The organism is Acidovorax sp. GBBC 1281, assembly GCF_028473645.1.
Taxonomy (GTDB): Bacteria; Pseudomonadota; Gammaproteobacteria; order Burkholderiales; family Burkholderiaceae_C; genus Paracidovorax.
The window spans coordinates 2,429,721-2,452,399 of record NZ_CP097269.1 but is presented as its reverse complement, the minus strand read 5'-3'; the positions used below and the strand labels follow the sequence as shown (position 1 = coordinate 2,452,399).

Below are 22,679 nucleotides of genomic sequence, written 5' to 3'. Positions count from 1 at the left end.
GTGTCTCATATTTTTTTGGTATTTCAAATTGTGCTTTTCATTTTCATAATGCAAAATATTGCTGCAAGTGCACATTTTTCATCCCGGAAGAAGGCCTCCAGTGCTCCCCTACACTCCGCCCATGGAACGTCCGCCTTCTCCGCCCCCGGCCACCGGGCCCGCTGTGGTCGCCCCCGTGCGCTGGTGGCGCACCTGGTGGCGCAGCCTCTCCCCCACCCGCCAGGACCGCTTCGCGGCCCTCGCGCCATTGGCCGCCGTGCTGATGTTCCTGGCGGCCATCGTGGCGGCGTTCTGGTATTTGCGCATGGAAGAAGGCGAGCGCGAGCAGGAAGCCCTCAAGCGCGACGTGGAATACGCGCAGCAGCGCGTGCGGCTGCGCCTGCTGGAGCGGCAGGAGCAGATCATGCGCATCGCGCGCGACCTCTCCAACCAGGACCTGGAGCGCGCCGACTTCGTGGCGCGCGCCGAAGGCCTCATCAGCCAGTACCCTGAACTGCAGGCCATCAGCTGGATCGACGACCGCCGCCGCATCCGCGCCAGCCATGCGGCGCCCACCGTCACCAGCGGCCAGTTGCGCGTGGCGGGCGAGGTGCTCAAGAACGGCGACACCGCCGACACCTTCAGCCTCGCCCGGGACCTGCAGCAGCCCGTGTACGCCCAGCCCAACGGCACCGAAGGCGAAACCGCCCCGCTGCTGCAGCTGCAGGTGCCGCTGGCCGCGCAGGGCAAGTTCACCGGCGTGGTGCTGGCGGAATATTCCATCGACAGCCTGCTGCGCTACGGCACGCCGACCGAGGTGCTGGCGCGCTACGCCGTCACCATGCTGGATGGGCACGACCAGGTGCTGGCGGGCAGCGCGCTCACGCCGCGCAGCGCCTCCGGGCTGCTGCCGTGGACCGCGCGCGCCAACGAATACGAGGTGCCGGTCTCGCCCGTGGGCAACGGGCTGGTGCTGCGCGCGCAGGCCTACCGCACCTCGCTCGGCGTTGTGGGCAGCGGGCTGTTCTGGCTGGTGGGCACGCTGAGCGCCATGACGGCCTGGCTGCTGATCGCCACCTGGCGCCACACGCGCCGGCGCATGCAGGCCCAGCAGGCGCTGGTGGCCGAAACCAACTTCCGCCGGGCGATGGAAAACTCCATCCTCACCGGCATGCGCGCCCTGGACATGCAGGGGCGCATCACCTACGTGAATGCCGCGTTCTGCCAGATGACCGGCTGGAACGAGGCCGATCTGGTCGGCCAGTCGCCGCCCTACACCTACTGGCCCGAGAGCGACCACGAAGCGCTGCACGCCAAGCTGCGCGACGAGTTGAGCGGCAAGGTCACGCTGGGCGGGTTCCAGGTGCGGGTCAAGCGCAAGAGCGGCACGCTGTTCGACGCGCGCCTGTATGTCTCGCCCCTGATCGACGCCCATGGCCACCAGACCGGCTGGATGACGTCGATGACCGACATCACCGAGCCCAACCGCGTGCGCGAGCAGTTGTCCGCATCGCACGAGCGCTTCACCATCGTGCTGGAGTCGCTCGATGCCTCGGTGTCGGTCGCACCGCTGGGCAGTGAGGAGCTGCTGTTCGCCAACAAGCTGTACCGCCAGTGGTTCGGCTCGCAGACGGGCGGGCACCTGCAACTGGTCGCGCAGGCGGGCGTGCTGCCCTCCACCACCGCCAGCGCGCGCGGCATGGACGACGAGGACGGGCTGATGGGCCTGCCGACCGATCCGCTCACCAGCGCCCGGTCCGAAAACGCCGAGATCTACCTGCCGGACCTGGGCAAGTGGCTCGAAGTGCGATCGCGCTACCTGAACTGGGTGGACGGGCGCTTGGCCCAGATGGTGATCGCCACCGACATCACGCCGCGCCGCCAGGCCGAGGAACAGGCCGCGCGGCAGGCCGAGCGGGCCCAGTCGGTCAGCCGGCTCATCACCATGGGAGAGATGGCCTCCAGCGTGGCGCACGAACTGAACCAGCCGCTCACCGCCATCAGCAACTACTGCAGCGGCATGGTCTCGCGCATCGAAAGCGGGCAGATCACCGAAGAGGCGCTGTTGTCCGCGCTGCAAAAGACCGCCCACCAGGCGCAACGCGCGGGGCAGATCATCCAGCGCATCCGTGCCTTCGTGAAGCGCAGCGAGCCCAATCGCGCACTGGCGGACGTCCACACCATGGTCAGCGAGGCGGTCGAGCTGGCCGACATCGAACTGCGCCGGCACAACGTGCGCCTGACCCACTACGTGGCGGCGCGGCTGCCCCAGGTGATGGCCGACACCATCCTGATCGAGCAGGTGCTGGTCAACCTGATGAAGAACGGCGCCGAGTCCATCGAGCACGCCCAGCGCCCGCCGCCCCGGCGCAGCGTGGAGCTGCGCGTCGTGCCCCGCCAGCTCGAAGGCCGCGAAGTGATCGAGTTCACGGTGCAGGACACCGGCAAGGGCCTGGCCCCCGAAGTGCTGGAGCATCTGTTCGAGGCCTTCTTCTCCACCAAGCAGGAAGGCATGGGCATGGGCCTGAACCTGTGCCGCAGCATCGTCGAGTCCCACCAGGGGAGGATGCAGGCGGAGAACCTCTACAATGGCCCGGAGGTCACCGGCTGCCGGTTCTCCTTCTGGCTTCCGCTGGCGCAGCCTGCGGATGCCACTACGAATTCTGTAGCAAACGCATCACATCCAAGGACCCCTGCATGAGCTTGATTCCGAAAAAAGGCACCGTCTACGTCGTGGATGACGACGAAGCCGTCCGCGACTCCCTGCAGTGGTTGCTGGAAGGCAAGGACTATCGGGTGCGCTGCTTTGATTCGGCGGAATCCTTCCTCTCGCGCTACGACCCCCGCGAAGTCGCCTGCCTCATCGTCGACATCCGCATGGGCGGCATGACCGGCCTGGAATTGCAGGACCGGCTCCTCGAACGCAAGTCCCCCCTGCCCGTCGTCTTCATCACCGGCCACGGCGACGTGCCCATGGCCGTGAACACCATGAAGAAAGGCGCGCTCGATTTCATCCAGAAGCCGTTCAACGAGGAAGAGCTCGTGGGCCTGGTGGACCGCATGCTCGACCGGGCGCGCGAATCGTTCGCCGGCCACCAGCAGGCCGCCAGCCGCGACGCCCTGCTGTCCAAGCTCACCGGCCGTGAAGCCCAGGTGCTGGAGCGCATCGTCGCCGGCCGCCTGAACAAGCAGATCGCCGACGACCTGGGCATCAGCATCAAGACCGTGGAGGCGCACCGCGCCAACATCATGGAAAAGCTGAACGCCAACACCGTGGCCGACCTGCTCAAGATCGCCCTCGGCCAAAATGCGCCCAAAGGCTGATTGCTCCTGATTTGATAGCTGCCAGCACAATCAAACCGCCGGCAGGCAGCCGTTTTCATTGCCAACCTGAGTTTCTCGACGAATGACAGCCCAACTGATCGACGGCAACGCCCTCTCCCGCCAACTGCGCACCGAAGTGGCCCAGCGCGCCGCTGCCCTGAAAGCGCGCGGCACCGTCCCCGGCCTGGCCGTGGTGCTGGTGGGCGACAACCCTGCCAGCCAGGTCTACGTGCGCAACAAGGTCAAGGCCTGCGAGGACAGCGGGCTGCATTCGGTGCTGGAAAAGTACGATGCCACGATGAGCGAGGCCGAACTGCTCGCCCGCGTCGAGGCCCTGAACAACGACCCGGCCATCCACGGCATCCTGGTGCAGTTGCCGCTGCCCGCGCACATCGACGCGCAGAAGGTCATCGAGGCGATCTCGCCCGCCAAGGACGTGGACGGCTTTCACATCGCCAGCGCCGGCGCGCTCATGACCGGCATGCCCGGTTTCTGGCCCTGCACGCCCTATGGCTGCATGAAGATGCTCGAATCCATCGGCTACTCGCTGCAGGGCAAGCATGCGGTGGTCATCGGCCGCAGCAACATCGTGGGCAAGCCGATGGCGCTCATGCTGCTGCAAAAGAACGCCACCGTGACCGTGTGCCACAGCGCCACGCAAGATTTGAAGGCGCAGACCCTGCAGGCCGACGTGATCGTGGCCGCCGTGGGCAAGCGCAACGTGCTCACGGCCGACATGGTCAAGCCCGGCGCGGTGGTGATCGACGTGGGCATGAACCGCAACGATGAAGGCAAGCTCTGCGGCGACGTGGACTTTGCCGGCGTGAGCGAGGTGGCCGGCTGGATCACCCCTGTGCCCGGAGGCGTCGGCCCCATGACCATCACCATGCTGCTCGTCAACACGCTCGAAGCTGCGGAGCGCGCAGCCGCCTGACCATTTTTGCTGCCACGGCCGGCTTGAACCTGACCCATCCAACGCCATCTATCCGCGCATGAGCAATCCCCTCCTCGCCCCCTCCGACCTCCCCCTGTTCGACCGCATCCAGCCCAGCGACGTGGCCCCGGCAGTCGATGTGCTGCTGCAGCGTGCGAGCGCGGCACTGGAAACCGTCACGGCGCCCGACTTTCCGGCGCGATGGGAATCGATCGCCGAGGTGCTGGATGTCGCGACCGAAGCGCTGGGCCGCTCCTGGGGCGCGGTGAGCCACCTCAACAGCGTGGCCGACACCCCCGAACTGCGCGCGGCCTACAACGAGGCCCTGCCCCGCGTCACCGAGTTCTGGACCCGCCTGGGCGCCGATGAACGCCTGTACGCCAAGTACAAGGCCATCGATCCGCAGACGCTGAACACCGAGCAGCGCCAGGCCTTGCGCAACGCCGTGCGCAACTTCGTGCTGTCGGGCGCCGAGCTGCAGGGCGCGGCGCGCGAACGCTTCGCGCAGATCCAGGAGCGCCAGGCGGAACTCAGCCAGAAGTTCAGCGAAAACGCGCTCGACGCCACCGACGCCTTCGCCTACTACGCCCGGGAAGACGAGCTCGACGGACTGCCCGACGACGTGAAGCAGGCCGCACTGGCCGCGGCGCAAGCCGAGGGCAAGGCTGGCTACAAGCTCACCCTCAAGATGCCTTGCTATCTGCCGGTGATGCAGTTCGCCCGCAGCAGCGCCCTGCGCGAAACGCTGTACCGCGCCTATGTCACCCGCGCCTCGGACCAGGCCGAAGGCGATGCCAAACGCTTCGACAACAGCGCCCTCATCCGCGAGATCCTCGCCCTGCGCAAAGAAGAGGCGCAACTGCTGGGCTACGCCAATTTCGGCGAGGTATCGGTCGTCGCCAAGATGGCCGACTCGCCCCAGGAGGTGATCGATTTCCTGCGTGACCTGGCCCGCCGTGCCCGGCCCTACGCCGAAAAAGACGTCGCCGACATGCGCGAGTTCGCAGCGAAGGATCTCGGCATTGCCGATCCGCAGGCCTGGGACTGGCCCTACATCTCCGAGAAGCTCAAGGAAGCGCGCTACGCCTTCAGCGAGCAGGAGGTCAAACAGTATTTCACCGCGCCTAAGGCCCTGGCCGGCCTGTTCAAGATCGTTGAGACGCTGTTCGAAGTGGCCATTCGCCGCGACAGCGCGCCCGTCTGGAACCCGGCCGTGGAGTTCTATCGCATCGAGCGCGGCACGGAGCTCGTGGGACAGTTCTACCTGGACCAGCCAGCGCGCAACGGCAAACGCGGCGGCGCCTGGATGGACGATGTGCGCACCCGCTGGCTGCGCCCCGACACGGGCAAGCTGCAAACGCCCGTGGCGCACCTGGTGTGCAACTTCGCCGAAGGCGTGAACGGCGCGCCGCCGCTGCTGACCCACGACGACGTCATCACGCTGTTCCACGAGTTCGGCCACGGCCTGCACCACATGCTCACCCAGATCAACGAGCGCGATGTCTCGGGCATCAGCGGCGTCGAATGGGATGCGGTCGAGTTGCCCAGCCAGTTCATGGAAAACTTCTGCTGGGAGTGGGACGTGCTCAAGCACATGACCGCCCATGTGGAGACTGGCGAGCCGCTGCCGCGCGCGCTGTTCGACAAGATGATCGCGGCGAAGAATTTCCAGAGCGGCATGGGCACGCTGCGGCAGATCGAATTCGCGCTGTTCGACATGCTGCTGCACACTTCGCACGACCCGTCGCAGGACTTCATGCCCCTGCTGGCCCAGGTCCGCAGCGAGGTGTCGGTGCTGACGCCGCCGGCCTTCAGCCGCACCGCCCACACCTTCAGCCACATCTTCGCAGGCGGGTATGCCGCAGGCTACTACAGCTACAAATGGGCCGAAGTGCTCAGCGCGGACGCTTACGCCGCGTTCGAGGAGACGGCCGGCGCGGACGGCCTGCCCAGCGCCGAGACCGGGCGCCGCTACCGCCAGGCCATTCTGGAAGCGGGCGGCAGCCGTCCGGCCATGGAGTCGTTCAAGGCGTTCCGCGGCCGAGCGCCCAGCCTGGATGCGCTGCTGCGCCACCAGGGCATGGCCAGCAACGCCTGAGCCCATCGATACCCGAGACTGTTCCCTTTGGAGTCCTACGACATGAAGCAACCGCTCTTCGCCCTCGCGCTGGCTTCGACCTTCCTGGCCGTGACCGCCCTGCCCGCCCAGGCACAGCAGGTATACCGCATCGTCGGCCCCGATGGAAAAGTGACCTTCTCGGACCGCGCGCCCGATGCCAAGACGCCACCGGCCCAGGTCGGCGGCGGACGCGCCAGCGGCCCGGCCCTGCCTTATGAACTGCAGCAGGTCGCCACCCGTTTCCCGGTCACGCTCTACACCGGCAACGACTGCGCGCCGTGCGTGAGCGCGCGCAACCTGCTGGTGAACCGCGGCGTACCATTCACCGAACGCACGGTGAACACCGAAGAAGATGCCGATGCGCTCAAGCGCCTCAGCGGCTCGACCAATCTGCCGTTCGGCACCATCGGCTCGCAACAGCTCGTGGGTTTTTCGGACAGCGAATGGGTGCAGTACCTCGACGCGGCAGGCTACCCCAAGCAATCGCAGCTGCCTCCGAACTATCGCCGTGCCCCCACGGCGCCGATGGTCGCGGCCAAGCCGGCAGCCCCCGCTGCTGCTGCGGCACCTGCCGCGCCGGCGGAAGCACCTCGCCCCGCCGCACCGAGCGGCAATGGTGGCAGAACGCCAAGCAACCCGGCAGGCATCACGTTCTGACGCAACATCCGGCACCTGCAGGCCGGGTGCTGCGTCACTCCCGCAGATTGCAACACGGTCTGCAGTGCCATTCGGTACCGGGCCATCAGGCCGGCGGCGGCCCGGCCCTGAAGGTTTTCAGTATTGAACGGTGCGCACGCCCTGCGCGGTACCCAGCAGGCACACATGGGCTTTCTGGTGCGCGAACACGCCCACGGTCACGACGCCCGGCCACTGGTTCACCTCCGACTCGAAAGCCAGTGGATCGGTGATGCGCAGGCCACGCACATCCAGAATGTGCTGCTGGTTGTCCGTCACCAAAGGCGCGCCGTCTTTATGGCGCAGCGTGGCTTGGCCGCCAAGGGCCGAGAAGCGGCGGGCAATCTGCTGAGCCGCCATGGGAATCACTTCCACGGGCAGCGGAAACTGGCCCAGTGCATCCACCCGCTTCGACTCGTCGGCAATGCACACGAACTGCCGGGCCAGCGCCGCCACGATCTTTTCGCGCGTGAGCGCAGCGCCGCCGCCCTTGACCATGTGGCCCTGACCGTCGATCTCGTCGGCGCCGTCGATGTAGACCGCGAGGGACTCGACTTCGTTCGCATCGAACACGGGAATCCCCAAGGCTTTCAGCCGCTGGGTGCTGGCTTCGGAACTGGACACGGCGCCCCGGATGCGGTCTTTGATGGTGGCCAGCGCGGTGATGAAATGGTTCACCGTGGAGCCGGTGCCGACGCCGACGATCTCGTCGGGCACGACGTATTGCAGGGCCGCCTGGCCGACCAGGGCCTTGAGTTCTTCTTGGGTGAGGGGTGAAGGTGTCGTCATGGGGGAAAATCGGGAGTAGTTCACCGAATTATCCCCATGTCCTTGATCCCCTACGCCCTCGCCCGCCCTCTTCTTTTCGGCATGGATGCCGAAGCCGCCCACGACATGACCATGGACATGCTGTCGCGCGGCCAACGCACGCCCTTGCAATGGGCCTGGTGCAACGACACCGTGGACGATCCCGTGACGCTGGCCGGCCTGACCTTTCCCAACCGGGTCGGGTTGGCCGCGGGCCTCGACAAGAACGCCCGCTGCATCGACGCACTGGGTGCCATGGGCTTCGGTTTCGTCGAGGTCGGCACCGTCACGCCCAAGGGCCAGCCGGGCAACCCCAAGCCACGCATGTTCCGGCTGCCGCAGGCCAACGCGCTCATCAACCGCTTGGGATTCAACAACGAAGGGCTGGACGCTTTCCTGCACAACGTGCAGCAGGCGCGCTTTCGCACCCAGGCGCGCAAACACCCCATGCTGCTGGGATTGAACATCGGGAAGAACGCCACCACGCCGATCGAGAATGCCACTGCGGACTACCTGGCCTGCCTGGACGGCGTTTATCCCCATGCGGACTACGTCACGGTGAACATCAGCTCACCGAACACGCAGAATCTTCGCGCCCTGCAGAGCGATGAAGCCTTGGACGGGCTGCTCGGCGCGATCGCCGAGCGCCGGGAAGCCCTGGCCCAGCGCCATGCCAATGCCCAGGGGACTCCTCGCCGCGTGCCGGTGTTCGTCAAGATCGCCCCCGATCTGGACGCGGCCCAGGTTGAACTGATTGCGGCGACGCTGCAGCGCCACGGGATGGACGGCGTCGTGGCCACCAACACCACAATTGCCCGAGATGCCGTCAAGGGAATGCAGCATGCCGAGGAAACCGGCGGGCTCAGCGGCGCGCCGGTGCTGGAAGCGAGCAATCGAGTGATCCGCCAATTGCGGCAGGCACTGGGGTCGCAATTTCCGATCATCGGCGTGGGCGGCATTCTGAGTGCGGACGACGCGGTGAGCAAGATCAAGGCGGGCGCCGATGTAGTGCAGATATACACAGGCCTCATCTACCAAGGCCCTTCGCTGGTTCCGCAGGCGGCCCGCGCTATCAAGGCCATGCGCTGAAGCCAATGCAAAAAGGACCCAACAGGGTCCTTTCTAATGTTTTACGCTTTCAAGGCTACGACGCGTGCGACGCGCGGCCTCAACGCCGCATTTGCATGATCAGCGGCATGGCCAGACTCGCCCACCGAATCAGCCGGGCCGGCCCCGCCACCACCGCCAGTCCAGCCACCACGGCAACGGCGGCGGGATGCGATCGCGCGAAGGCGAGCAGCCGGATGGTCATCGAGGTGTCTGAGTCGGCAGCTTGCCGTTCCTCTTGTGCGGCCTGCACTTGCATGGCCTGGGATCGCGCGGCGCGCCTTGCCCGCAGACGCTGGCGTTGCATGGCGATGCGCTCTAAAACTTTTTGTTGTCGATCGCTCAGGGAAGCAGAGCCATCTGGTGATCTGGATGTCATGGGCTCAGAGCCTTTCCTTGATGTCGCGCCAGTCCTGCGCCAGTTCTTGCCGCGTCAGCGCAAATGCATTGCCCGCCTGTTTGGCCACAGAGATCAATCCGATCAAGGCACCGGCCCACAGCACGAGCCATGTGCCGGCGACCAGCCATCCCACCATCGTGCGCTGGGGCGAATCCCAGAATTGCACCAACACAGCGAGTGACGCGAGCACCAGGGTGACGACTGTGAGACCGCCCACAGCAACCACCAGCATGACCATCAAGCCCAAGCGCCGCTTCTGCTCGGCCCATTCGAGCCTCACCAGATCCAGCCGGTCTTCCGCAGCAATGGCCCCTTCGATGACAGCAGCGCGCCATCGCGCAACCCAGCCGTCCAATCCCAGAAGTGCCAACCAATTCATGCGAGCCTCTCTTGAGCCATCAGGTCATTGTTTTTAAACGGGATTAACGGCGTGCCAGCAGGAAGCCGACCAGGGCACCTGCTGCCAGGGCAGCGGTGGCCACACGCCAAGGTTCGTCATGGGCGTATTGGTCAGCAGCGCGTGCGGCTTCCTTGGCTTGGTAGGCCGCATCCTGGGCGGCGCGCACAGCGGAGTCACGCACCGAGTGGATGCCATCGTCCAGGCGCTGACGCAGTTGCTTGATTTCCGGAACGCTGTCCAGATCCTTGCTGGACAAAAGGCCACGCAAGTCAGAAACCAGCTTTTCCAGTTCGTTTTGTGCGGAAGAAAGCGTGTTGGATGCAGAAGTCATGAAGAAGCCTTTCATAGCATGGAATAAAGGTAATCCGCCCCATACAGCCGGGCTGTAGGCGGATGCCACATCTTAGTCACACGCTTTACATACGGCCGTAGGCCATGGCCGCTTGGATGAGAAAGTCAGCGGGAGACTTGATCTGCGACATGCTCGCCCAGTGCCAGGGCACTGGTAAGGCCTGGCGACTCGATGCCGAACAGCTGGATGAGCCCACCCATGCCATGCGTTTCAGGGCCTTGGATGCAAAAGTCCGCTGCGGGCTCGCCCGGCCCGTGGATCTTGGGCCGAATGCCTGCATAGCCAGGCACCAGGGCGCCATCCCGCAGTCCGGGCCAATACCGGCGCACCTCCGCATAGAACGCCTCGCCGCGCGCGGGATCGACCGACAGGTCGTCGGCCGAGCCCACCCACTCCACGTCGGGACCGAACTTGGCTTGGTGGCCCATGTCCAGTGTCAGGTGCACGCCCAACCCGGCCGCTTCGGGAACAGGGTAGATCAAGCGGGAAAACGGCGATGAGCCCGTCAGCGTGAAGTAACTACCCTTTGCGTACCGGGCCGTTGGTACATGGTGCGGATCGAGGCCATGGAACCGTTTGGCCAGATCGGGCGCCTGCAGGCCTGCGGCATTCACCAGCGTGCGGGCACTCAAGCGCGTGCCGTCGCTTGCTTTCAAAACGATAGCATCACCCCCTAGTACTGCATGCTCCAGAGGCAAATTCAGTGCCACGATGCCGCCCTGGTGCTCCAGATCGCCTTGGAGCGAGAGCATGAATGCATGGCTGTCCACGATGCCGGTACTGGGCGACAGCAGTGCGGCCACGCATTCCAGCGCGGGCTCCAAGGCCCGGGCCTGCTCCCGCGTCAGCCATTGCAGGTCGGTGACGCCATTGGCATGCGCCTTTTGCTGGATGCTTTCCAGCGATGCCCGCCGCTCGTCCGACGTGGCAACGATCAGCTTGCCGCAGCGCCGGTGCGCGATGCCCCTCGCCTCGCAGTACGCGTAGAGCATGTCGCGGCCCTGCACGCACAGCCGGGCCTTGAGCGATCCTTGGGGGTAGTAAATCCCCGCATGCACCACTTCGCTGTTGCGGGAACTGGTTCCCGTGCCAATCGCATTGGCGGCCTCAAGCACCAGCACCTCGCGCCCCCGCAAGGCCAGGGCACGCGCAACGGCCAGCCCCACCACCCCCGCGCCAACGATGACGCAATCCACCGACTCGGTCATGATGGCTGCCTGCCTTGCGCTTCGAACCCATCGATCACGTTCACCGCGTTGAGGCCCAGCTCCGCCGCGGCATAGCCGCCTTCCAGCACGAACACGGTCGGCAGGTTCAGTTGTGCCAGGCGTTGCCCGATCCGAGAAAAGTCCTGGGATGCCAAGGAGAAGCGCGAGATGGGATCCCCCTCGAACGTATCCAAGCCCAGGGAGACCACCACCGCCTGCGGACCGTAAGCCAGGATGGCAGTGCAGGCCTTTTCCAACGCAGCAAACCATGCGTCGAACCCGGTGCCGGCGGGCAGCGGCAGATTCAGGTTGAAGCCTGCTCCGGCACCGTGGCCGGTCTCGTCCGCATGGCCCAGATAAAAAGGGTATTCGGTCATCGGGTCGCCATGGATGCTGATGAACAGCACGTCCGAACGCTCGTAGAAAATGCTTTGGGTGCCATTGCCGTGGTGGTAATCCACATCCAGCACCGCCACGCGAGGCATGCCGGAGTTGCGCAGCGTCTGGGCTGCGACGGCCGCGTTGTTGAGAAAACAGTAGCCTCCCATGAAGTCCGGCCCCGCATGGTGGCCGGGCGGCCGCGTCACGCAAAAGGAGGCACCCGCGGCACCGCTGGCCATCGCGGACGCGGCACTGGCAGCCGCGTCCGCGCCGGCCTTGGCTGCGGCCCAGGTGCCTTCGGCCAGCGGCGTCCCGTTGTCCATGGAATACAGGCCATAGCGCGCCGTGAAATTCGCGGGTTCGATGTCCGACCGCAACGTGCGAACCGGCCACACGGAGGGAAACGGCTGAACAGTGGCATTCGCCGGGTCTTGCGCCAGCCATTGCGGCCACGCGGTCTGGAGGAAGGACAGGTAACGCTCGGCATGGATTTGATTCAACACGGCAGCGCTGTCGACATTGGGTGCCAGGAGCGCATGGCCGCACTCTTTCAGACGCTGCTCCACATAATCCTGGCGCGCCGGCTTCTCGAAGCACGGCACCCGTTCGCCACGAAAGAACTCATGCACCGGGGCATGGGCGTTGTGCAGGGGATTGTGAAAGGTGAGCATCGTCTGGCGGCCTTGGGAATCGAAACCATCGATTGTGGCCGAACGCAGCGCGCCGAACACATGGGCGGCGGGCATCCGGCGAGGCCTCATCCATCGCTAAGCAGGCAACAAAAAACCCCTGCAGACAAAGCCTGCAGGGGTTGATGTGGTGGGTGATACATGGATCGAACATGTGACCCCTGCCGTGTGAAGGCAGTGCTCTACCGCTGAGCTAATCACCCATTGAATCAGCCATGCGATGCACTTCTGATTCAAAAAACACTGGTGGGTGATACATGGATCGAACATGTGACCCCTGCCGTGTGAAGGCAGTGCTCTACCGCTGAGCTAATCACCCGTGTTGTCTTGCGACAAGCCCATGATTATTGCACAGCTTTTTCGACCGAAGACTCAATTCGCCAAATTGTTTTTCCACCACTGGCTTTGTCGATGTGGGCCAGCGTCTCTTCGTGCAACGACAATTCCTGCTCGCTGGCGGTGAGCACCTGCAACACCAGCGCGCTCAGATCGATCGGCGCCACACGAATGCCGGACTTGGTGTCGCTTTCTTCGTCAGAGATCAGCAACGGGTCCTGCCCGCGCGTCAGGTTGATGTAGACGTCGGCCAGCAGTTCCGCATCCAGCAGTGCGCCGTGCAGCGTGCGGCCGGAATTGTCGACGCCGAGCCGGTCGCACAGGGCATCCAGCGAATTGCGCTTGCCAGGGAACATCTCCTTGGCCATCACCAGCGTGTCGGTCACGCTTTCGACGTACGTCTTGAAGCCGGGGCGGCCCGTCAGTTCCAATTCCTTGTTGAGGAAGCCCACGTCGAAGGCTGCGTTGTGGATGATGATTTCCGCACCCTGCAGGTACTGCAGGATGTCGTCGGCCATCTCCGCAAACTTCGGCTTGTCCCGCAGGAATTCGTTGCTGATGCCGTGCACCTTGAGCGCGTCTTCATGGCTGTCGCGCCCCGGATTGAAGTACAGGTGCAGGTTGTTGCCGGTGAGCTTGCGGTTCAGCAACTCCACACATCCCAGTTCGATGATGCGGTCGCCGCCTTCGGCCGACAGGCCGGTGGTTTCCGTGTCCAGAACGATCTGACGCGACATCAGTGGTTCTCCTTGGCGTGGTTGATGGTGTACTTGGGGATCTCCACCGTCACGTCGCTCTGGGCAAGAATCGCCTGGCAACTCAGGCGCGACTGTGGCTCCAGTCCCCAGGCGCGGTCGAGCAGATCCTCTTCCTCTTCTTCGGCCTCGTTGAGGGAAGCCCCTCCGGCGCGCACGATCACATGGCAGGTCGTGCAGGCACAGCTCATGTCGCAGGCATGCTCGATCTTGATGCCGTTGTCGAGCAAGGCTTCGCAGATCGAGGTACCGGAGGGCGCGGTGATGTCGGCGCCCGCGGGACAGTACTCGGGATGGGGCAGTATTTTGATGACGGGCATGGGGCTGGATCGTCGTTTAAAGAGTTTGCACGTTCTTGCCGCCAAGGGCTTGCTGGATGCCGCGATTCATGCGGTGCGCCGCGAATGCCTCGGTCCTGTGGGCCAGTGCCTGGGTCGCCGCCTCGATCGCTGCCGCGTCGTCCAGTTCACGCGCCTGCTGCAAGGCCAGCATCAGTGCTTCAATGGTTTCGCGTTCGTCGGTTTCGAGCAGATCGGCATCGGCATCCAGCGCACTGCGGGTGGCCATCAACATGCGATCGGCATCCACCCGCGCCTCGACCAGCGACCGCGCCCGCATGTCCTGCGCGGCCGTTGCAAAACCCTCCTGCAACATGCGTGCAATGTGGTCGTCCGACAGGCCGTAGGAAGGCTTGACGTCGACACGCGCTTCGATGCCACTGCCCTGCTCTTTCGCGCTCACGTTGAGCAAGCCATCGGCATCGACGGTGAACGTGACCCGGATTCTGGCCGCGCCTGCGGCCATCGGTGGAATGCCACGCAGCTCGAACCGCGCCAAGCTCCGGCAATCCGCCACCAGATCGCGTTCGCCTTGCACCACATGAATGGCCAGGGCGGTCTGGCCGTCCTTGTAAGTGGTGAAGTCCTGCGCCTTGGCGGTGGGAATGGTTTCGTTGCGAGACACGATGCGTTCGACCAGCCCGCCCATGGTTTCGATGCCGAGCGACAAAGGAATCACGTCCAGCAGCAGCATGTCGCCCGATGGATTGTTGCCTGCCAACTGGTTTGCCTGAAGGGCTGCGCCCAGTGCGACGACCTCGTCCGGATTCAGGTTGTTCAGCGGCTCCGTTCCGAAGAACGCTTGCACGGCGCGCTGCACTTGCGGCATGCGCGTGGAGCCACCCACCATCACCACGCCTTGCACCTCCTCGGGAGACAGCTGCGCATCGCGAAGGGTGCGGCGCGCCGCCGCAATCGAACGCTGGGTGAGCGCCGCCGTGGCCGCTTCCAGATCGGCCCGGTGCACGGGGACGTCGATGCTGGCGCCCGATACCTCGGCGACGAAGGCCGCAGTCTCGGCAGCGCTGAGAGCCTCTTTGCACGCGCGTGCGGCCAGCCGAACGGCGGCCTTCTCCTGAGCCGTAACGGCCACCAAACCCTTTTGCTGAAGCACCCAATCGGCCAGCGCCGCATCGTAATCGTCGCCCCCCAGAGCGGAGTCTCCCCCCGTGGCGATCACTTCGAACACCCCTTGGGTCAGCCGCAGGATCGACACATCGAACGTGCCACCACCGAGGTCATACACCGCATAGACGCCTTCGCTGGCATTGTCGAGGCCGTAGGCAATGGCGGCGGCGGTCGGCTCGTTGATGAGCCGCAGCAGATTCAAGCCCGCCAAACGCGCTGCGTCCTTGGTGGCTTGGCGCTGCGCATCATCGAAATAAGCCGGGACGGTGATGACCGCACCGAAAATCTCGTCGTCAAAACTGTCTTCGGCACGGAAACGCAGCGTCGCCAGGATCTCCGCGCTGACCTCCACCGCCGACTTAGCGCCGTCCACGGTTTTCAGGGAGACCATGCCACCGCCGCCTTCATCCTGCGCTTCAACAAAGTCGTAGGGGAGCTTTTCGGGATGGGCAATATCCTGCAGGCTGCGCCCCATGAACCGCTTGGCCGACGCAATGGTATTGCCCGCGTCCTGCGCCTGGGCTGCCATCGCTTCGTAGCCGATCTGGCGGCGGCCTTCTGCCAAGTAGCGAACGACAGATGGCAGCAACACGCGGCCCTGGTCGTCGGGCAGGCACTCGGCCATGCCGTCGCGCACAGCCGCCACCAGGGAATGGGTGGTGCCCAAATCGATGCCCACGGCAATGCGCCGCTGGTGCGGGTCAGGAGATTGGCCGGGTTCTGAAATTTGCAAAAGCGCCATGGGGTCTTTTTCTAGGTGGGAGGCGGCATGCACTGGCTGCCGCATCCATTCGATCGATCAATCAATAAAGGCAGACGCTATTGTCCCAGTGCGTCTCTGCGGCGATCGATATCGTCGGCAAATCGCGCAATGAACATGAGGGCTCTGACTTCGTTCGCGGCGGCGGCGTAGTCGCGCTGCCCATCCAAAAGCTGTTTACAACGCTGCAGCGCAGCAGCGCGCGCATCTCGAACGGCTTGGTCCAGCGCATCGAGCGAAGAGGGATCTGCCGCGTCGTCGAGCGCCTCGCGCCATTCCATCTGCTGCATCAGAAAATCGGTGGGCATGGCCGTGTTGTCTTCGGCCCGGATCGACGCACCGCCCAGTTCGCACAGATAGGCCGCGCGCTTGAGGGGGTCCTTGATGCGTTGGTATGCCTCGTTGATGCGCACCGACCATTGCATTGCCAGGCGCTGCGCCGAGGGGCCATGCATGGCAAATCGATCAGGATGGGCTTCGCGCTGCAACTCTTTCCAACGGGCATCCAGGGCCGGGCGATCCTGCGCGAATTGGCGCGGCACGCCGAAGAGTTCGAAGTCGTCGGATTGAAGGTTCATGTCAAGAAAAAAACCGCCAGCACGGAACGCGTTGGCGGTTCATTGCAACCAGCGTGGATAGAAAGGTCAAACCCGGAAGCTTTCTCCGCAGCCACACCGGTCTCGCTCGTTGGGATTGTTGAACTTGAAGCCTTCGTTCAATCCCTCTCTCACGAAATCCAGCTGGGTGCCATCGATGTAGGCCAAGCTCTTGGGATCGATGAGCACCTTCACGCCATGGTCTTCGAACACCATGTCTTCCGGGCCCTGCTCGTCCACATACTCCAGCTTGTAAGCCAAGCCGGAGCAACCCGTCGTCTTCACGCCCAGCCGAACTCCGACGCCCTTGCCGCGACGGGAGAGATAGCGGCTCACATGTCGGGCCGCAGCTTCGGTCAATGTGATCGCCATGTCACCTCGCCCCGTTCAGGCAGCGGCCATAGCGGTGTGCTTGGCCTTGTAGTCTTGCACGGCCGCCTTGATCGCGTCTTCCGCCAGGATGGAGCAATGGATCTTGACCGGAGGCAAGGCCAGTTCCTGCGCAATTTCCGCATTCTTGAGTGCAGCCGCCTCGTCCAGCGTCTTGCCTTTCACCCATTCCGTGACCAGGGACGACGATGCAATCGCCGAACCGCAGCCATACGTCTTGAAGCGGGCATCTTCGATCACACCGGTTTCGGGGTTCACCTTGATCTGCAGCTTCATCACGTCGCCGCAGGCCGGTGCGCCCACCATGCCGGTGCCCACCGAATCATCGCCCTTGTCGAACGATCCCACGTTGCGGGGGTTCTCGTAATGGTCGATCACTTTGTCTGAATAAGCCATGATGTTTACCTCTTGAATCTGCTGACCGGCGCCATCAATGCGCGGCCCACTGGATGGCGCTGATGTCAACGCCGTCCTTGTACATTTCCCACAAAGGGCTCAACTCGCGCAGCTTGGCCACGTTGTGTCGGATGGTGGATACCGCGTAGTCGATCTCTTCTTCGGTGGTGAAGCGGCCGATCGTCATGCGCAGGCTGCTGTGTGCCAACTCGTCGCTGCGGCCCAGAGCGCGCAGCACGTAGCTGGGTTCCAGGCTGGCGGAAGTGCAGGCAGAGCCCGACGACACGGCCAGGCCCTTGATGCCCATGATCAGCGACTCGCCTTCGACGTAGTTGAAGCTGATGTTCAGGTTGTGCGGCACACGGCGCTCCATGTCGCCGTTCACGAACACCTGTTCGATATCGTGCAAACCATCGAGCAGGCGCTTTTGCAGTGCCTTGGCTTTTGCCAGGTCCTGTGCCATCTCTTCGCGGGCGATGCGGAAAGCCTCGCCCATGCCCACGATCTGATGGGTCGGCAATGTGCCGGAACGCATCCCGCGCTCATGCCCACCGCCATGCATCTGCGCTTCCAGACGCACGCGGGGCTTGCGCCGCACATACAGCGCGCCAATGCCCTTGGGGCCATATGTCTTGTGAGACGCCAGGCTCATCAGATCGACAGGCAGCGTCGAAAGATCGATGTCCACCTTGCCCGTGGCTTGCGCAGCATCCACGTGGAAGATGATGCCCTTTTCACGGCACAGGGCACCGATCGCCGGCAGGTCCTGGATCACCCCGATTTCGTTGTTCACGAACATGACGCTCAACAGGATGGTGTCTGGGCGAATGGCCGCCTTGAGCACCTCGAAATCGAGCAGGCCGTTTTCCTGCACGTTCAGGTAGGTGACTTCGAAGCCTTGACGCTCCATCTCGCGCATGGTGTCCAGCACGGCCTTGTGCTCGGTCTTCACCGTGATCAGGTGCTTGCCCTTGCCCTTGTAGAACTGCCCTGCACCCTTGATGGCCAGGTTGTTGGACTCGGTGGCCCCGCTCGTCCAGACGATCTCACGCGGGTCCGCGTTGATCAGGCGAGCAACTTCCACACGGGCTTTTTCAACGGCCTCTTCCGCCTCCCAACCCCAGGCGTGGCTCCGTGAAGCCGGGTTGCCGAAATGCTCGCGCAACCATGGGATCATGGCATCCACGACCCTCGGGTCCACTGGCGTGGTGGCACCGTAGTCGAGATAGATGGGAAAGTGGGGGGTCATGTCCATGGCTGGCTCAGTAAGGGGTCTGGCTGGCGAGAGTCAGAAGTCAAAAATCCGGCGTGTGCGACTGCCTGGCCAAAGCCGGGCATCCACTCACGACTTGGCGAACACGTTGCCCAACGCGAAGACCGAGTTGGGTGCATTGACGCGAATCGGCTTCACGACCGGCGTGGTCGAGATAGCGCGGCGCACGACGGGCTTGTCTTCAATCTGAACGCCCTTGGCCAGTTGGTCGTCCACCAGCTTTTGAAGCGTGACCGAGTCCAGAAACTCGACCATGCGCTGGTTGAGCGAAGCCCACAGCTCATGCGTCATGCAACGGCCGGCTTCGCCCAGACAGTTTTCCTTGCCACCGCACTGGGTGGCATCGATGGGCTCGTCCACCGAGACGATGATGTCCGCCACGGTGATGTCCGCCGCCTTGCGGGCCAGCGTGTAGCCGCCGCCTGGGCCGCGGGTGGATTCGACCAGTTCGTGCCGGCGCAACTTGCCGAAAAGCTGCTCCAGATAGGAGAGCGAAATTTGTTGCCGCTGGCTGATTGCCGCCAAAGTGACGGGGCCATTGTTCTGGCGCAGGGCCAGATCGATCATGGCAGTGACCGCAAAACGGCCTTTGGTAGTGAGACGCATCGCAAGCTCCTTGTCGTCAGGCTTGTCCGTTATAGAAACGCCCCGAGGCAACATGATTGCCGCCTGAGGCACCGTCTCCGCCCCTAACTCCTTGCACCTCTCGCTTGAAAGCGAAGAGACTTTGGGAGCCCTTCATCGTTGGGCTGTTTTGTTGAGTGTTTCACCCAAGTATAGCACAAATCCCTATTGTTTTTGTCGGGTAACAAAACCCATCAGTCACCTTTTCTCCCCAACCGTCGCCAACTTGGCCATTACAGCGCTACCTGGTCGCCCCCGGAGGCCCCGAACGCCTGCGATTTCAACTGGCCCAATTGGTCCCGCACACGGGCCGCCTGTTCGAACTCCAGATTGCGGGCATGCTCCAGCATGAGCTTTTCCAGCCGCTTGATTTCCCGGGCCACGTCCTTTTCGGACATGTCTTCCACCTGGGCGCGGCGCATCGATTCCTGCTCCAGCCGCTCGGCGTCCTTCCCGGCCTTCTCGCTGTACACCCCGTCGATCAGGTCCCTCACCTGCTTGACGATGCTGCGGGGGGTGATTCCCTTTTCCTCGTTGTGTGCGATCTGCTTGATGCGCCGGCGTTCCGTTTCGCCGATGGCTTTTTTCATGGACTCGGTCACCCGATCGGCGTAGAGGATGGCCTTGCCGTTCAGATTGCGCGCGGCGCGCCCGATGGTCTGGATCAAGCTGCGCTCGGCCCGCAGGAAGCCTTCCTTGTCGGCGTCGAGGATCGCCACCAGCGACACCTCGGGAATGTCCAGCCCCTCTCGCAGCAGGTTGATCCCCACCAGCACGTCGAACGCGCCCAGCCGCAGGTCGCGGATGATTTCCACGCGCTCGACTGTGTCGATGTCCGAGTGCAGATAACGCACCTTCACGCCGTTGTCGCTCAGGTAATCGGTCAACTGCTCGGCCATCCGCTTGGTCAGCGTGGTGATGAGCACGCGCTCGGCTTTGTCCACGCGGATGCGAATCTCCTGCAGCACGTCGTCCACCTGGTGGGTGGCGGGGCGCACTTCGACCTCGGGATCGATCAGCCCGGTGGGGCGCACCACCTGGTCCACCACCTGGCCGGAATGGGTCTTTTCGTAGTCGGCCGGTGTCGCGGACACGAAGATCACCTGGCGCATGCGCGTCTCGAATTCCTCAAACTTGAGCGGGCGGTTGTCCAGCGCGGACGGCAGCCGGAAGCCGTACTCGACCAGCGTGGTCTTGCGGGACCGGTCTCCGCTGTACATGGCGTTGAGCTGACCGATCATCTGGTGGCTCTCGTCCAGGAACATGAGCGCATCGCTGGGCAGGTAGTCCGTCAGGGTGCTGGGCGGATCGCCCGGCGCAGCGCCCGACAGGTGGCGGGTGTAGTTCTCGATGCCCTTGCAGTGCCCGACTTCGCTGAGCATCTCCAGGTCGAACCGGGTGCGCTGCTCCAGCCGCTGCGCTTCCACCAGCTTGCCTTCGGACACGAACTGCCCCAGGCGCTCGGCCAGTTCGAGCTTGATGGTCTCCACCGCCGTCAGCACCTTGTCGCGCGGGGTCACGTAGTGGCTGCTCGGGTATACCGTGAAGCGCGGGATCTTCTGCTTGACGCGCCCGGTGAGCGGGTCGAACAGCTGCAGGCTCTCGATCTCGTCGTCGAACAGCTCGATGCGGATCGCCAGCTCGGAGTGCTCGGCCGGAAACACGTCGATGGTGTCGCCGCGCACGCGGAACTTGCCGCGGCTGAAGTCCTGCTCGTTGCGCTGGTACTGCATGCGGATCAACTGCCCGATCACGTCGCGCTGGCTGAGCTTGTCGCCCACGCGCAGCGTCATCACCATGCGGTGGTAGCTTTCGGGCTCGCCGATGCCGTAGATGGCGGACACGGTGGCGACGATCACCACATCGCGCCGCTCCATCAGGCTTTTGGTGCACGACAGGCGCATCTGCTCGATGTGCTCGTTGATCGCGGAATCCTTCTCGATGAAGAGATCGCGCTGCGGCACATAGGCTTCGGGCTGGTAATAGTCGTAATAGCTCACGAAATACTCCACGGCGTTCTTCGGGAAGAACTCGCGGAACTCGCTGTAGAGCTGGGCGGCCAGGGTCTTGTTGGGCGCGAAAACGATGGCCGGACGCCCCATCCGCGCGATCACGTTGGCCATGGTGAACGTTTTGCCGGAGCCGGTCACCCCCAACAGGGTCTGGAAGACCTCGCCGTCCTTGATCCCTTCCACGAGCTTTTCGATGGCCTCGGGCTGGTCGCCCGCTGGGGGATAGGGCTGGTACAGCTCGAACGGCGAGTCCGCGAAGCTGACGAACTGGCCGATCACGGGTTCGGTGATGACTGGGTGCATGGTGTGGGGGCGACTCGCTTGCATGGGCCGCTAAAATCGGCGGTTGACCCGAAAGCCTATCGCAGCTTGGGGCGCAACGTCAGTTTTCCAACCTCCAAGGACTATTCAATGTCTCTGTTCACCGCCGTCGAAATGGCCCCCCGCGACCCGATCCTGGGTCTGAATGAGCAATACAACGCGGACACCAACCCCCACAAGGTCAATCTGGGCGTGGGTGTGTATTTCGACGACAACGGCAAGCTGCCCCTGCTGCAATGTGTCCAGGCGGCCGAAAAGGCCATGATGGAAAAGCCCGCCGCCCGCGGCTACCTGCCCATCGACGGCATCGTGGCTTATGACAACGCGGTCAAGGCCCTGGTGTTCGGTGCGGACAGCGAGCCCGTCACCTCTGGCCGCGTGGCCACGGTGCAGGCCATCGGCGGCACGGGTGGCCTCAAGATCGGCGCCGACTTCCTGAAGAAGGTCAGCCCCGACGCGAAGGTGCTGATTTCCGACCCCAGCTGGGAAAACCACCGCGCGCTGTTCACCAACGCCGGCTTCACGGTCGATACCTACGCCTACTACGACGCGGCCAAACGCGGCGTCAACTTCGACGGCATGCTCGCCAGCCTGAACGCGGCCGCGGCCGGCACCATCGTCGTGCTGCATGCCTGCTGCCACAACCCCACCGGCTACGACATCACGCCCGAGCAGTGGGACCAGGTGATCGCGGTGGTCAAGGCCAAGGGCCTGACGCCTTTCCTGGACATGGCCTACCAGGGCTTCGGCCACGGCATCGCCGAAGACGGTGCGGTGATCGGCAAGTTCGTCGCCGCCGGCCTGAATTTCTTCGTGTCCACCTCGTTCAGCAAGAGCTTCAGCCTGTACGGCGAACGCGTGGGCGGCCTGTCGGTGCTGTGCGCTGACAAGGAAGAAGCCGGCCGCGTGCTGAGCCAGCTCAAGATCGCCATCCGCACCAACTACTCCAACCCGCCCATCCACGGCGGCGCGGTGGTGGCGTCCGTGCTGGGCAACCCCGAGTTGCGCGCGCTGTGGGAAAAGGAACTGGGCGAGATGCGCGTGCGCATCAAGGCCATGCGCCAGAAGCTGGTCGATGGCCTGAAGGCCGCGGGCGTGAAGCAGGACATGTCGTTCATCACGCAGCAGATCGGCATGTTCAGCTACTCCGGCCTGTCCAAGGACCAGATGGTGCGCCTGCGCAGCGAGTTCGGTGTGTACGGCACGGACACCGGCCGCATGTGCGTGGCCGCGCTCAACAGCAAGAACATCGACTACGTCTGCCAGTCGATCGCCAAGGTGGTGTGACCCCTGCCCCGGCCGCCAATAAAAAACCGCCTTCGGGCGGTTTTTTATTAAGGGTGTTTCAGGCCGCCAGCGCAATATCTTCTAGGGC

22 protein-coding genes and 2 tRNA genes are annotated in these 22,679 nt (G+C 63.9%); 7 read left to right on the top strand and 17 right to left on the bottom strand.

Annotation, left to right across the window (positions count from 1 at the left end; genetic code table 11):
• The first annotated feature begins 121 nt into the window (after positions 1 to 121).
• The 5 genes from M5C96_RS11240 to M5C96_RS11220 all read left to right on the top strand — a co-directional run bounded on the left by M5C96_RS11240 (position 122) and on the right by M5C96_RS11220 (position 7,013).
• Positions 122 to 2,680 carry a PAS domain S-box protein gene (locus M5C96_RS11240; RefSeq protein WP_272569140.1) on the top strand — a complete coding sequence of 853 codons (2,559 nt, stop codon included), beginning with the start codon at positions 122 to 124 and terminating at the stop codon, positions 2,678 to 2,680.
• Entirely contained in the window at positions 2,677 to 3,303 is a 627-nt protein-coding gene (locus M5C96_RS11235) for a response regulator transcription factor (protein ID WP_092739228.1), read from the top strand. Before M5C96_RS11240 ends, M5C96_RS11235 begins: the two co-directional genes overlap by 4 nt.
• Positions 3,304 to 3,385: 82 nt before the next feature.
• On the top strand, positions 3,386 to 4,237 hold the full coding sequence (folD, locus tag M5C96_RS11230; protein ID WP_272569139.1) for a bifunctional methylenetetrahydrofolate dehydrogenase/methenyltetrahydrofolate cyclohydrolase FolD: 852 nt from the start codon (positions 3,386 to 3,388) through the stop codon (positions 4,235 to 4,237).
• A 58-nt stretch (positions 4,238 to 4,295) separates the two neighbouring features.
• A complete protein-coding gene (locus M5C96_RS11225; RefSeq protein ID WP_272569138.1) occupies positions 4,296 to 6,335 on the top strand; it encodes a M3 family metallopeptidase in 2,040 nt (679 codons plus the stop codon).
• Positions 6,336 to 6,377: 42 nt separating this feature from the next.
• Positions 6,378 to 7,013 (top strand): glutaredoxin domain-containing protein, encoded by a 636-nt coding sequence (locus M5C96_RS11220; RefSeq protein WP_272569137.1) that lies wholly within the window; start codon positions 6,378 to 6,380, stop codon positions 7,011 to 7,013.
• A gap of 117 nt (positions 7,014 to 7,130) precedes the next feature.
• Here M5C96_RS11220 and rpiA read toward each other — a convergent pair whose 3' ends face one another.
• A complete protein-coding gene (gene rpiA, locus M5C96_RS11215; protein ID WP_272569136.1) occupies positions 7,131 to 7,820 on the bottom strand; it encodes a ribose-5-phosphate isomerase RpiA in 690 nt (229 codons plus the stop codon).
• A 36-nt stretch (positions 7,821 to 7,856) separates the two neighbouring features.
• Between rpiA and M5C96_RS11210 the strand changes: the two genes are divergently transcribed.
• The gene (locus tag M5C96_RS11210; protein WP_272569135.1) at positions 7,857 to 8,927 is read left to right on the top strand and encodes a quinone-dependent dihydroorotate dehydrogenase; all 1,071 of its coding nucleotides are present in this window, start codon (positions 7,857 to 7,859) and stop codon (positions 8,925 to 8,927) included.
• Between the two features lie 79 nt (positions 8,928 to 9,006).
• On the opposite strand, the gene M5C96_RS11205 is transcribed toward M5C96_RS11210, so the two are convergent.
• The 16 genes from M5C96_RS11205 to uvrB form a co-directional block, all read right to left on the bottom strand.
• Positions 9,007 to 9,324, bottom strand: a complete 318-nt coding sequence (locus M5C96_RS11205) for a hypothetical protein (protein WP_272569134.1) — start codon at positions 9,322 to 9,324, stop codon at positions 9,007 to 9,009.
• A 4-nt stretch (positions 9,325 to 9,328) separates the two neighbouring features.
• Positions 9,329 to 9,724, bottom strand: a complete 396-nt coding sequence (locus M5C96_RS11200) for a phage holin family protein (protein WP_272569133.1) — start codon at positions 9,722 to 9,724, stop codon at positions 9,329 to 9,331.
• Positions 9,725 to 9,767: 43 nt separating this feature from the next.
• Complete coding sequence (locus M5C96_RS11195; RefSeq protein ID WP_272553263.1) at positions 9,768 to 10,076, bottom strand: DUF883 family protein; 309 nt, start codon at positions 10,074 to 10,076, stop codon at positions 9,768 to 9,770.
• 125 nt (positions 10,077 to 10,201) lie between these two features.
• Positions 10,202 to 11,305, bottom strand: coding sequence for an NAD(P)/FAD-dependent oxidoreductase (locus M5C96_RS11190; protein ID WP_272569131.1), 1,104 nt, complete (start codon positions 11,303 to 11,305; stop codon positions 10,202 to 10,204).
• A complete protein-coding gene (locus M5C96_RS11185; protein WP_272569689.1) occupies positions 11,302 to 12,357 on the bottom strand; it encodes a histone deacetylase family protein in 1,056 nt (351 codons plus the stop codon). Before M5C96_RS11185 ends, M5C96_RS11190 begins: the two co-directional genes overlap by 4 nt.
• A gap of 146 nt (positions 12,358 to 12,503) precedes the next feature.
• Positions 12,504 to 12,578 (bottom strand) — tRNA-Val (locus tag M5C96_RS11180).
• Positions 12,579 to 12,619: 41 nt separating this feature from the next.
• Positions 12,620 to 12,694: transfer RNA gene (locus tag M5C96_RS11175), tRNA-Val, on the bottom strand.
• A gap of 25 nt (positions 12,695 to 12,719) precedes the next feature.
• A complete protein-coding gene (gene dnaQ / locus M5C96_RS11170) occupies positions 12,720 to 13,448 on the bottom strand; it encodes a DNA polymerase III subunit epsilon (RefSeq protein ID WP_272569130.1) in 729 nt (242 codons plus the stop codon).
• The gene (fdx, locus tag M5C96_RS11165) at positions 13,448 to 13,786 is read right to left on the bottom strand and encodes an ISC system 2Fe-2S type ferredoxin (RefSeq protein WP_272569129.1); all 339 of its coding nucleotides are present in this window, start codon (positions 13,784 to 13,786) and stop codon (positions 13,448 to 13,450) included. Before fdx ends, dnaQ begins: the two co-directional genes overlap by 1 nt.
• Before the next feature lie 16 nt (positions 13,787 to 13,802).
• Positions 13,803 to 15,674: a Fe-S protein assembly chaperone HscA gene (hscA, locus tag M5C96_RS11160; protein ID WP_272569128.1), complete on the bottom strand. Its 1,872-nt coding sequence runs from the start codon at positions 15,672 to 15,674 to the stop codon at positions 13,803 to 13,805.
• 77 nt (positions 15,675 to 15,751) lie between these two features.
• The gene (hscB, locus tag M5C96_RS11155) at positions 15,752 to 16,270 is read right to left on the bottom strand and encodes a Fe-S protein assembly co-chaperone HscB (RefSeq protein ID WP_272569126.1); all 519 of its coding nucleotides are present in this window, start codon (positions 16,268 to 16,270) and stop codon (positions 15,752 to 15,754) included.
• Between the two features lie 66 nt (positions 16,271 to 16,336).
• Complete coding sequence (iscA, locus tag M5C96_RS11150; RefSeq protein WP_092739252.1) at positions 16,337 to 16,660, bottom strand: iron-sulfur cluster assembly protein IscA; 324 nt, start codon at positions 16,658 to 16,660, stop codon at positions 16,337 to 16,339.
• Between the two features lie 15 nt (positions 16,661 to 16,675).
• Positions 16,676 to 17,074 (bottom strand): Fe-S cluster assembly scaffold IscU, encoded by a 399-nt coding sequence (iscU, locus tag M5C96_RS11145; RefSeq protein WP_272553075.1) that lies wholly within the window; start codon positions 17,072 to 17,074, stop codon positions 16,676 to 16,678.
• A gap of 34 nt (positions 17,075 to 17,108) precedes the next feature.
• A complete protein-coding gene (locus M5C96_RS11140) occupies positions 17,109 to 18,329 on the bottom strand; it encodes an IscS subfamily cysteine desulfurase (protein ID WP_272569124.1) in 1,221 nt (406 codons plus the stop codon).
• An 87-nt stretch (positions 18,330 to 18,416) separates the two neighbouring features.
• Complete coding sequence (gene iscR / locus M5C96_RS11135; protein ID WP_092739258.1) at positions 18,417 to 18,953, bottom strand: Fe-S cluster assembly transcriptional regulator IscR; 537 nt, start codon at positions 18,951 to 18,953, stop codon at positions 18,417 to 18,419.
• A 251-nt stretch (positions 18,954 to 19,204) separates the two neighbouring features.
• Positions 19,205 to 21,286, bottom strand: coding sequence for an excinuclease ABC subunit UvrB (uvrB, locus tag M5C96_RS11130; RefSeq protein WP_272569123.1), 2,082 nt, complete (start codon positions 21,284 to 21,286; stop codon positions 19,205 to 19,207).
• Positions 21,287 to 21,394: 108 nt separating this feature from the next.
• Between uvrB and M5C96_RS11125 the strand changes: the two genes are divergently transcribed.
• On the top strand, positions 21,395 to 22,591 hold the full coding sequence (locus tag M5C96_RS11125) for an amino acid aminotransferase (protein WP_272569122.1): 1,197 nt from the start codon (positions 21,395 to 21,397) through the stop codon (positions 22,589 to 22,591).
• The last annotated feature ends 88 nt before the right edge of the window (positions 22,592 to 22,679 follow it).

Bases quoted from the DNA above. Each gene is read 5' to 3' on its own strand.
- rpiA (WP_272569136.1), bottom strand. From the start codon at position 7,820: ATGACGACACCTTCACCCCTCACCCAAGAAGAACTCAAGGCCCTGGTC.
- M5C96_RS11220 (WP_272569137.1), top strand. From the start codon at position 6,378: ATGAAGCAACCGCTCTTCGCCCTCGCGCTGGCTTCGACCTTCCTGGCC.
- hscB (WP_272569126.1), bottom strand. From the start codon at position 16,270: ATGAACCTTCAATCCGACGACTTCGAACTCTTCGGCGTGCCGCGCCAA.
- uvrB (WP_272569123.1), bottom strand. From the start codon at position 21,286: ATGCACCCAGTCATCACCGAACCCGTGATCGGCCAGTTCGTCAGCTTC.
- M5C96_RS11190 (WP_272569131.1), bottom strand. From the start codon at position 11,305: ATGACCGAGTCGGTGGATTGCGTCATCGTTGGCGCGGGGGTGGTGGGG.
- M5C96_RS11140 (WP_272569124.1), bottom strand. From the start codon at position 18,329: ATGGACATGACCCCCCACTTTCCCATCTATCTCGACTACGGTGCCACC.
- M5C96_RS11195 (WP_272553263.1), bottom strand. From the start codon at position 10,076: ATGACTTCTGCATCCAACACGCTTTCTTCCGCACAAAACGAACTGGAA.
- iscU (WP_272553075.1), bottom strand. From the start codon at position 17,074: ATGGCTTATTCAGACAAAGTGATCGACCATTACGAGAACCCCCGCAAC.
- iscR (WP_092739258.1), bottom strand. From the start codon at position 18,953: ATGCGTCTCACTACCAAAGGCCGTTTTGCGGTCACTGCCATGATCGAT.
- M5C96_RS11235 (WP_092739228.1), top strand. From the start codon at position 2,677: ATGAGCTTGATTCCGAAAAAAGGCACCGTCTACGTCGTGGATGACGAC.
- hscA (WP_272569128.1), bottom strand. From the start codon at position 15,674: ATGGCGCTTTTGCAAATTTCAGAACCCGGCCAATCTCCTGACCCGCAC.
- M5C96_RS11240 (WP_272569140.1), top strand. From the start codon at position 122: ATGGAACGTCCGCCTTCTCCGCCCCCGGCCACCGGGCCCGCTGTGGTC.
- M5C96_RS11210 (WP_272569135.1), top strand. From the start codon at position 7,857: ATGTCCTTGATCCCCTACGCCCTCGCCCGCCCTCTTCTTTTCGGCATG.
- M5C96_RS11200 (WP_272569133.1), bottom strand. From the start codon at position 9,724: ATGAATTGGTTGGCACTTCTGGGATTGGACGGCTGGGTTGCGCGATGG.
- iscA (WP_092739252.1), bottom strand. From the start codon at position 16,660: ATGGCGATCACATTGACCGAAGCTGCGGCCCGACATGTGAGCCGCTAT.
- dnaQ (WP_272569130.1), bottom strand. From the start codon at position 13,448: ATGTCGCGTCAGATCGTTCTGGACACGGAAACCACCGGCCTGTCGGCC.
- folD (WP_272569139.1), top strand. From the start codon at position 3,386: ATGACAGCCCAACTGATCGACGGCAACGCCCTCTCCCGCCAACTGCGC.
- M5C96_RS11205 (WP_272569134.1), bottom strand. From the start codon at position 9,324: ATGACATCCAGATCACCAGATGGCTCTGCTTCCCTGAGCGATCGACAA.
- M5C96_RS11185 (WP_272569689.1), bottom strand. From the start codon at position 12,357: ATGCTCACCTTTCACAATCCCCTGCACAACGCCCATGCCCCGGTGCAT.
- M5C96_RS11225 (WP_272569138.1), top strand. From the start codon at position 4,296: ATGAGCAATCCCCTCCTCGCCCCCTCCGACCTCCCCCTGTTCGACCGC.
- fdx (WP_272569129.1), bottom strand. From the start codon at position 13,786: ATGCCCGTCATCAAAATACTGCCCCATCCCGAGTACTGTCCCGCGGGC.
- M5C96_RS11125 (WP_272569122.1), top strand. From the start codon at position 21,395: ATGTCTCTGTTCACCGCCGTCGAAATGGCCCCCCGCGACCCGATCCTG.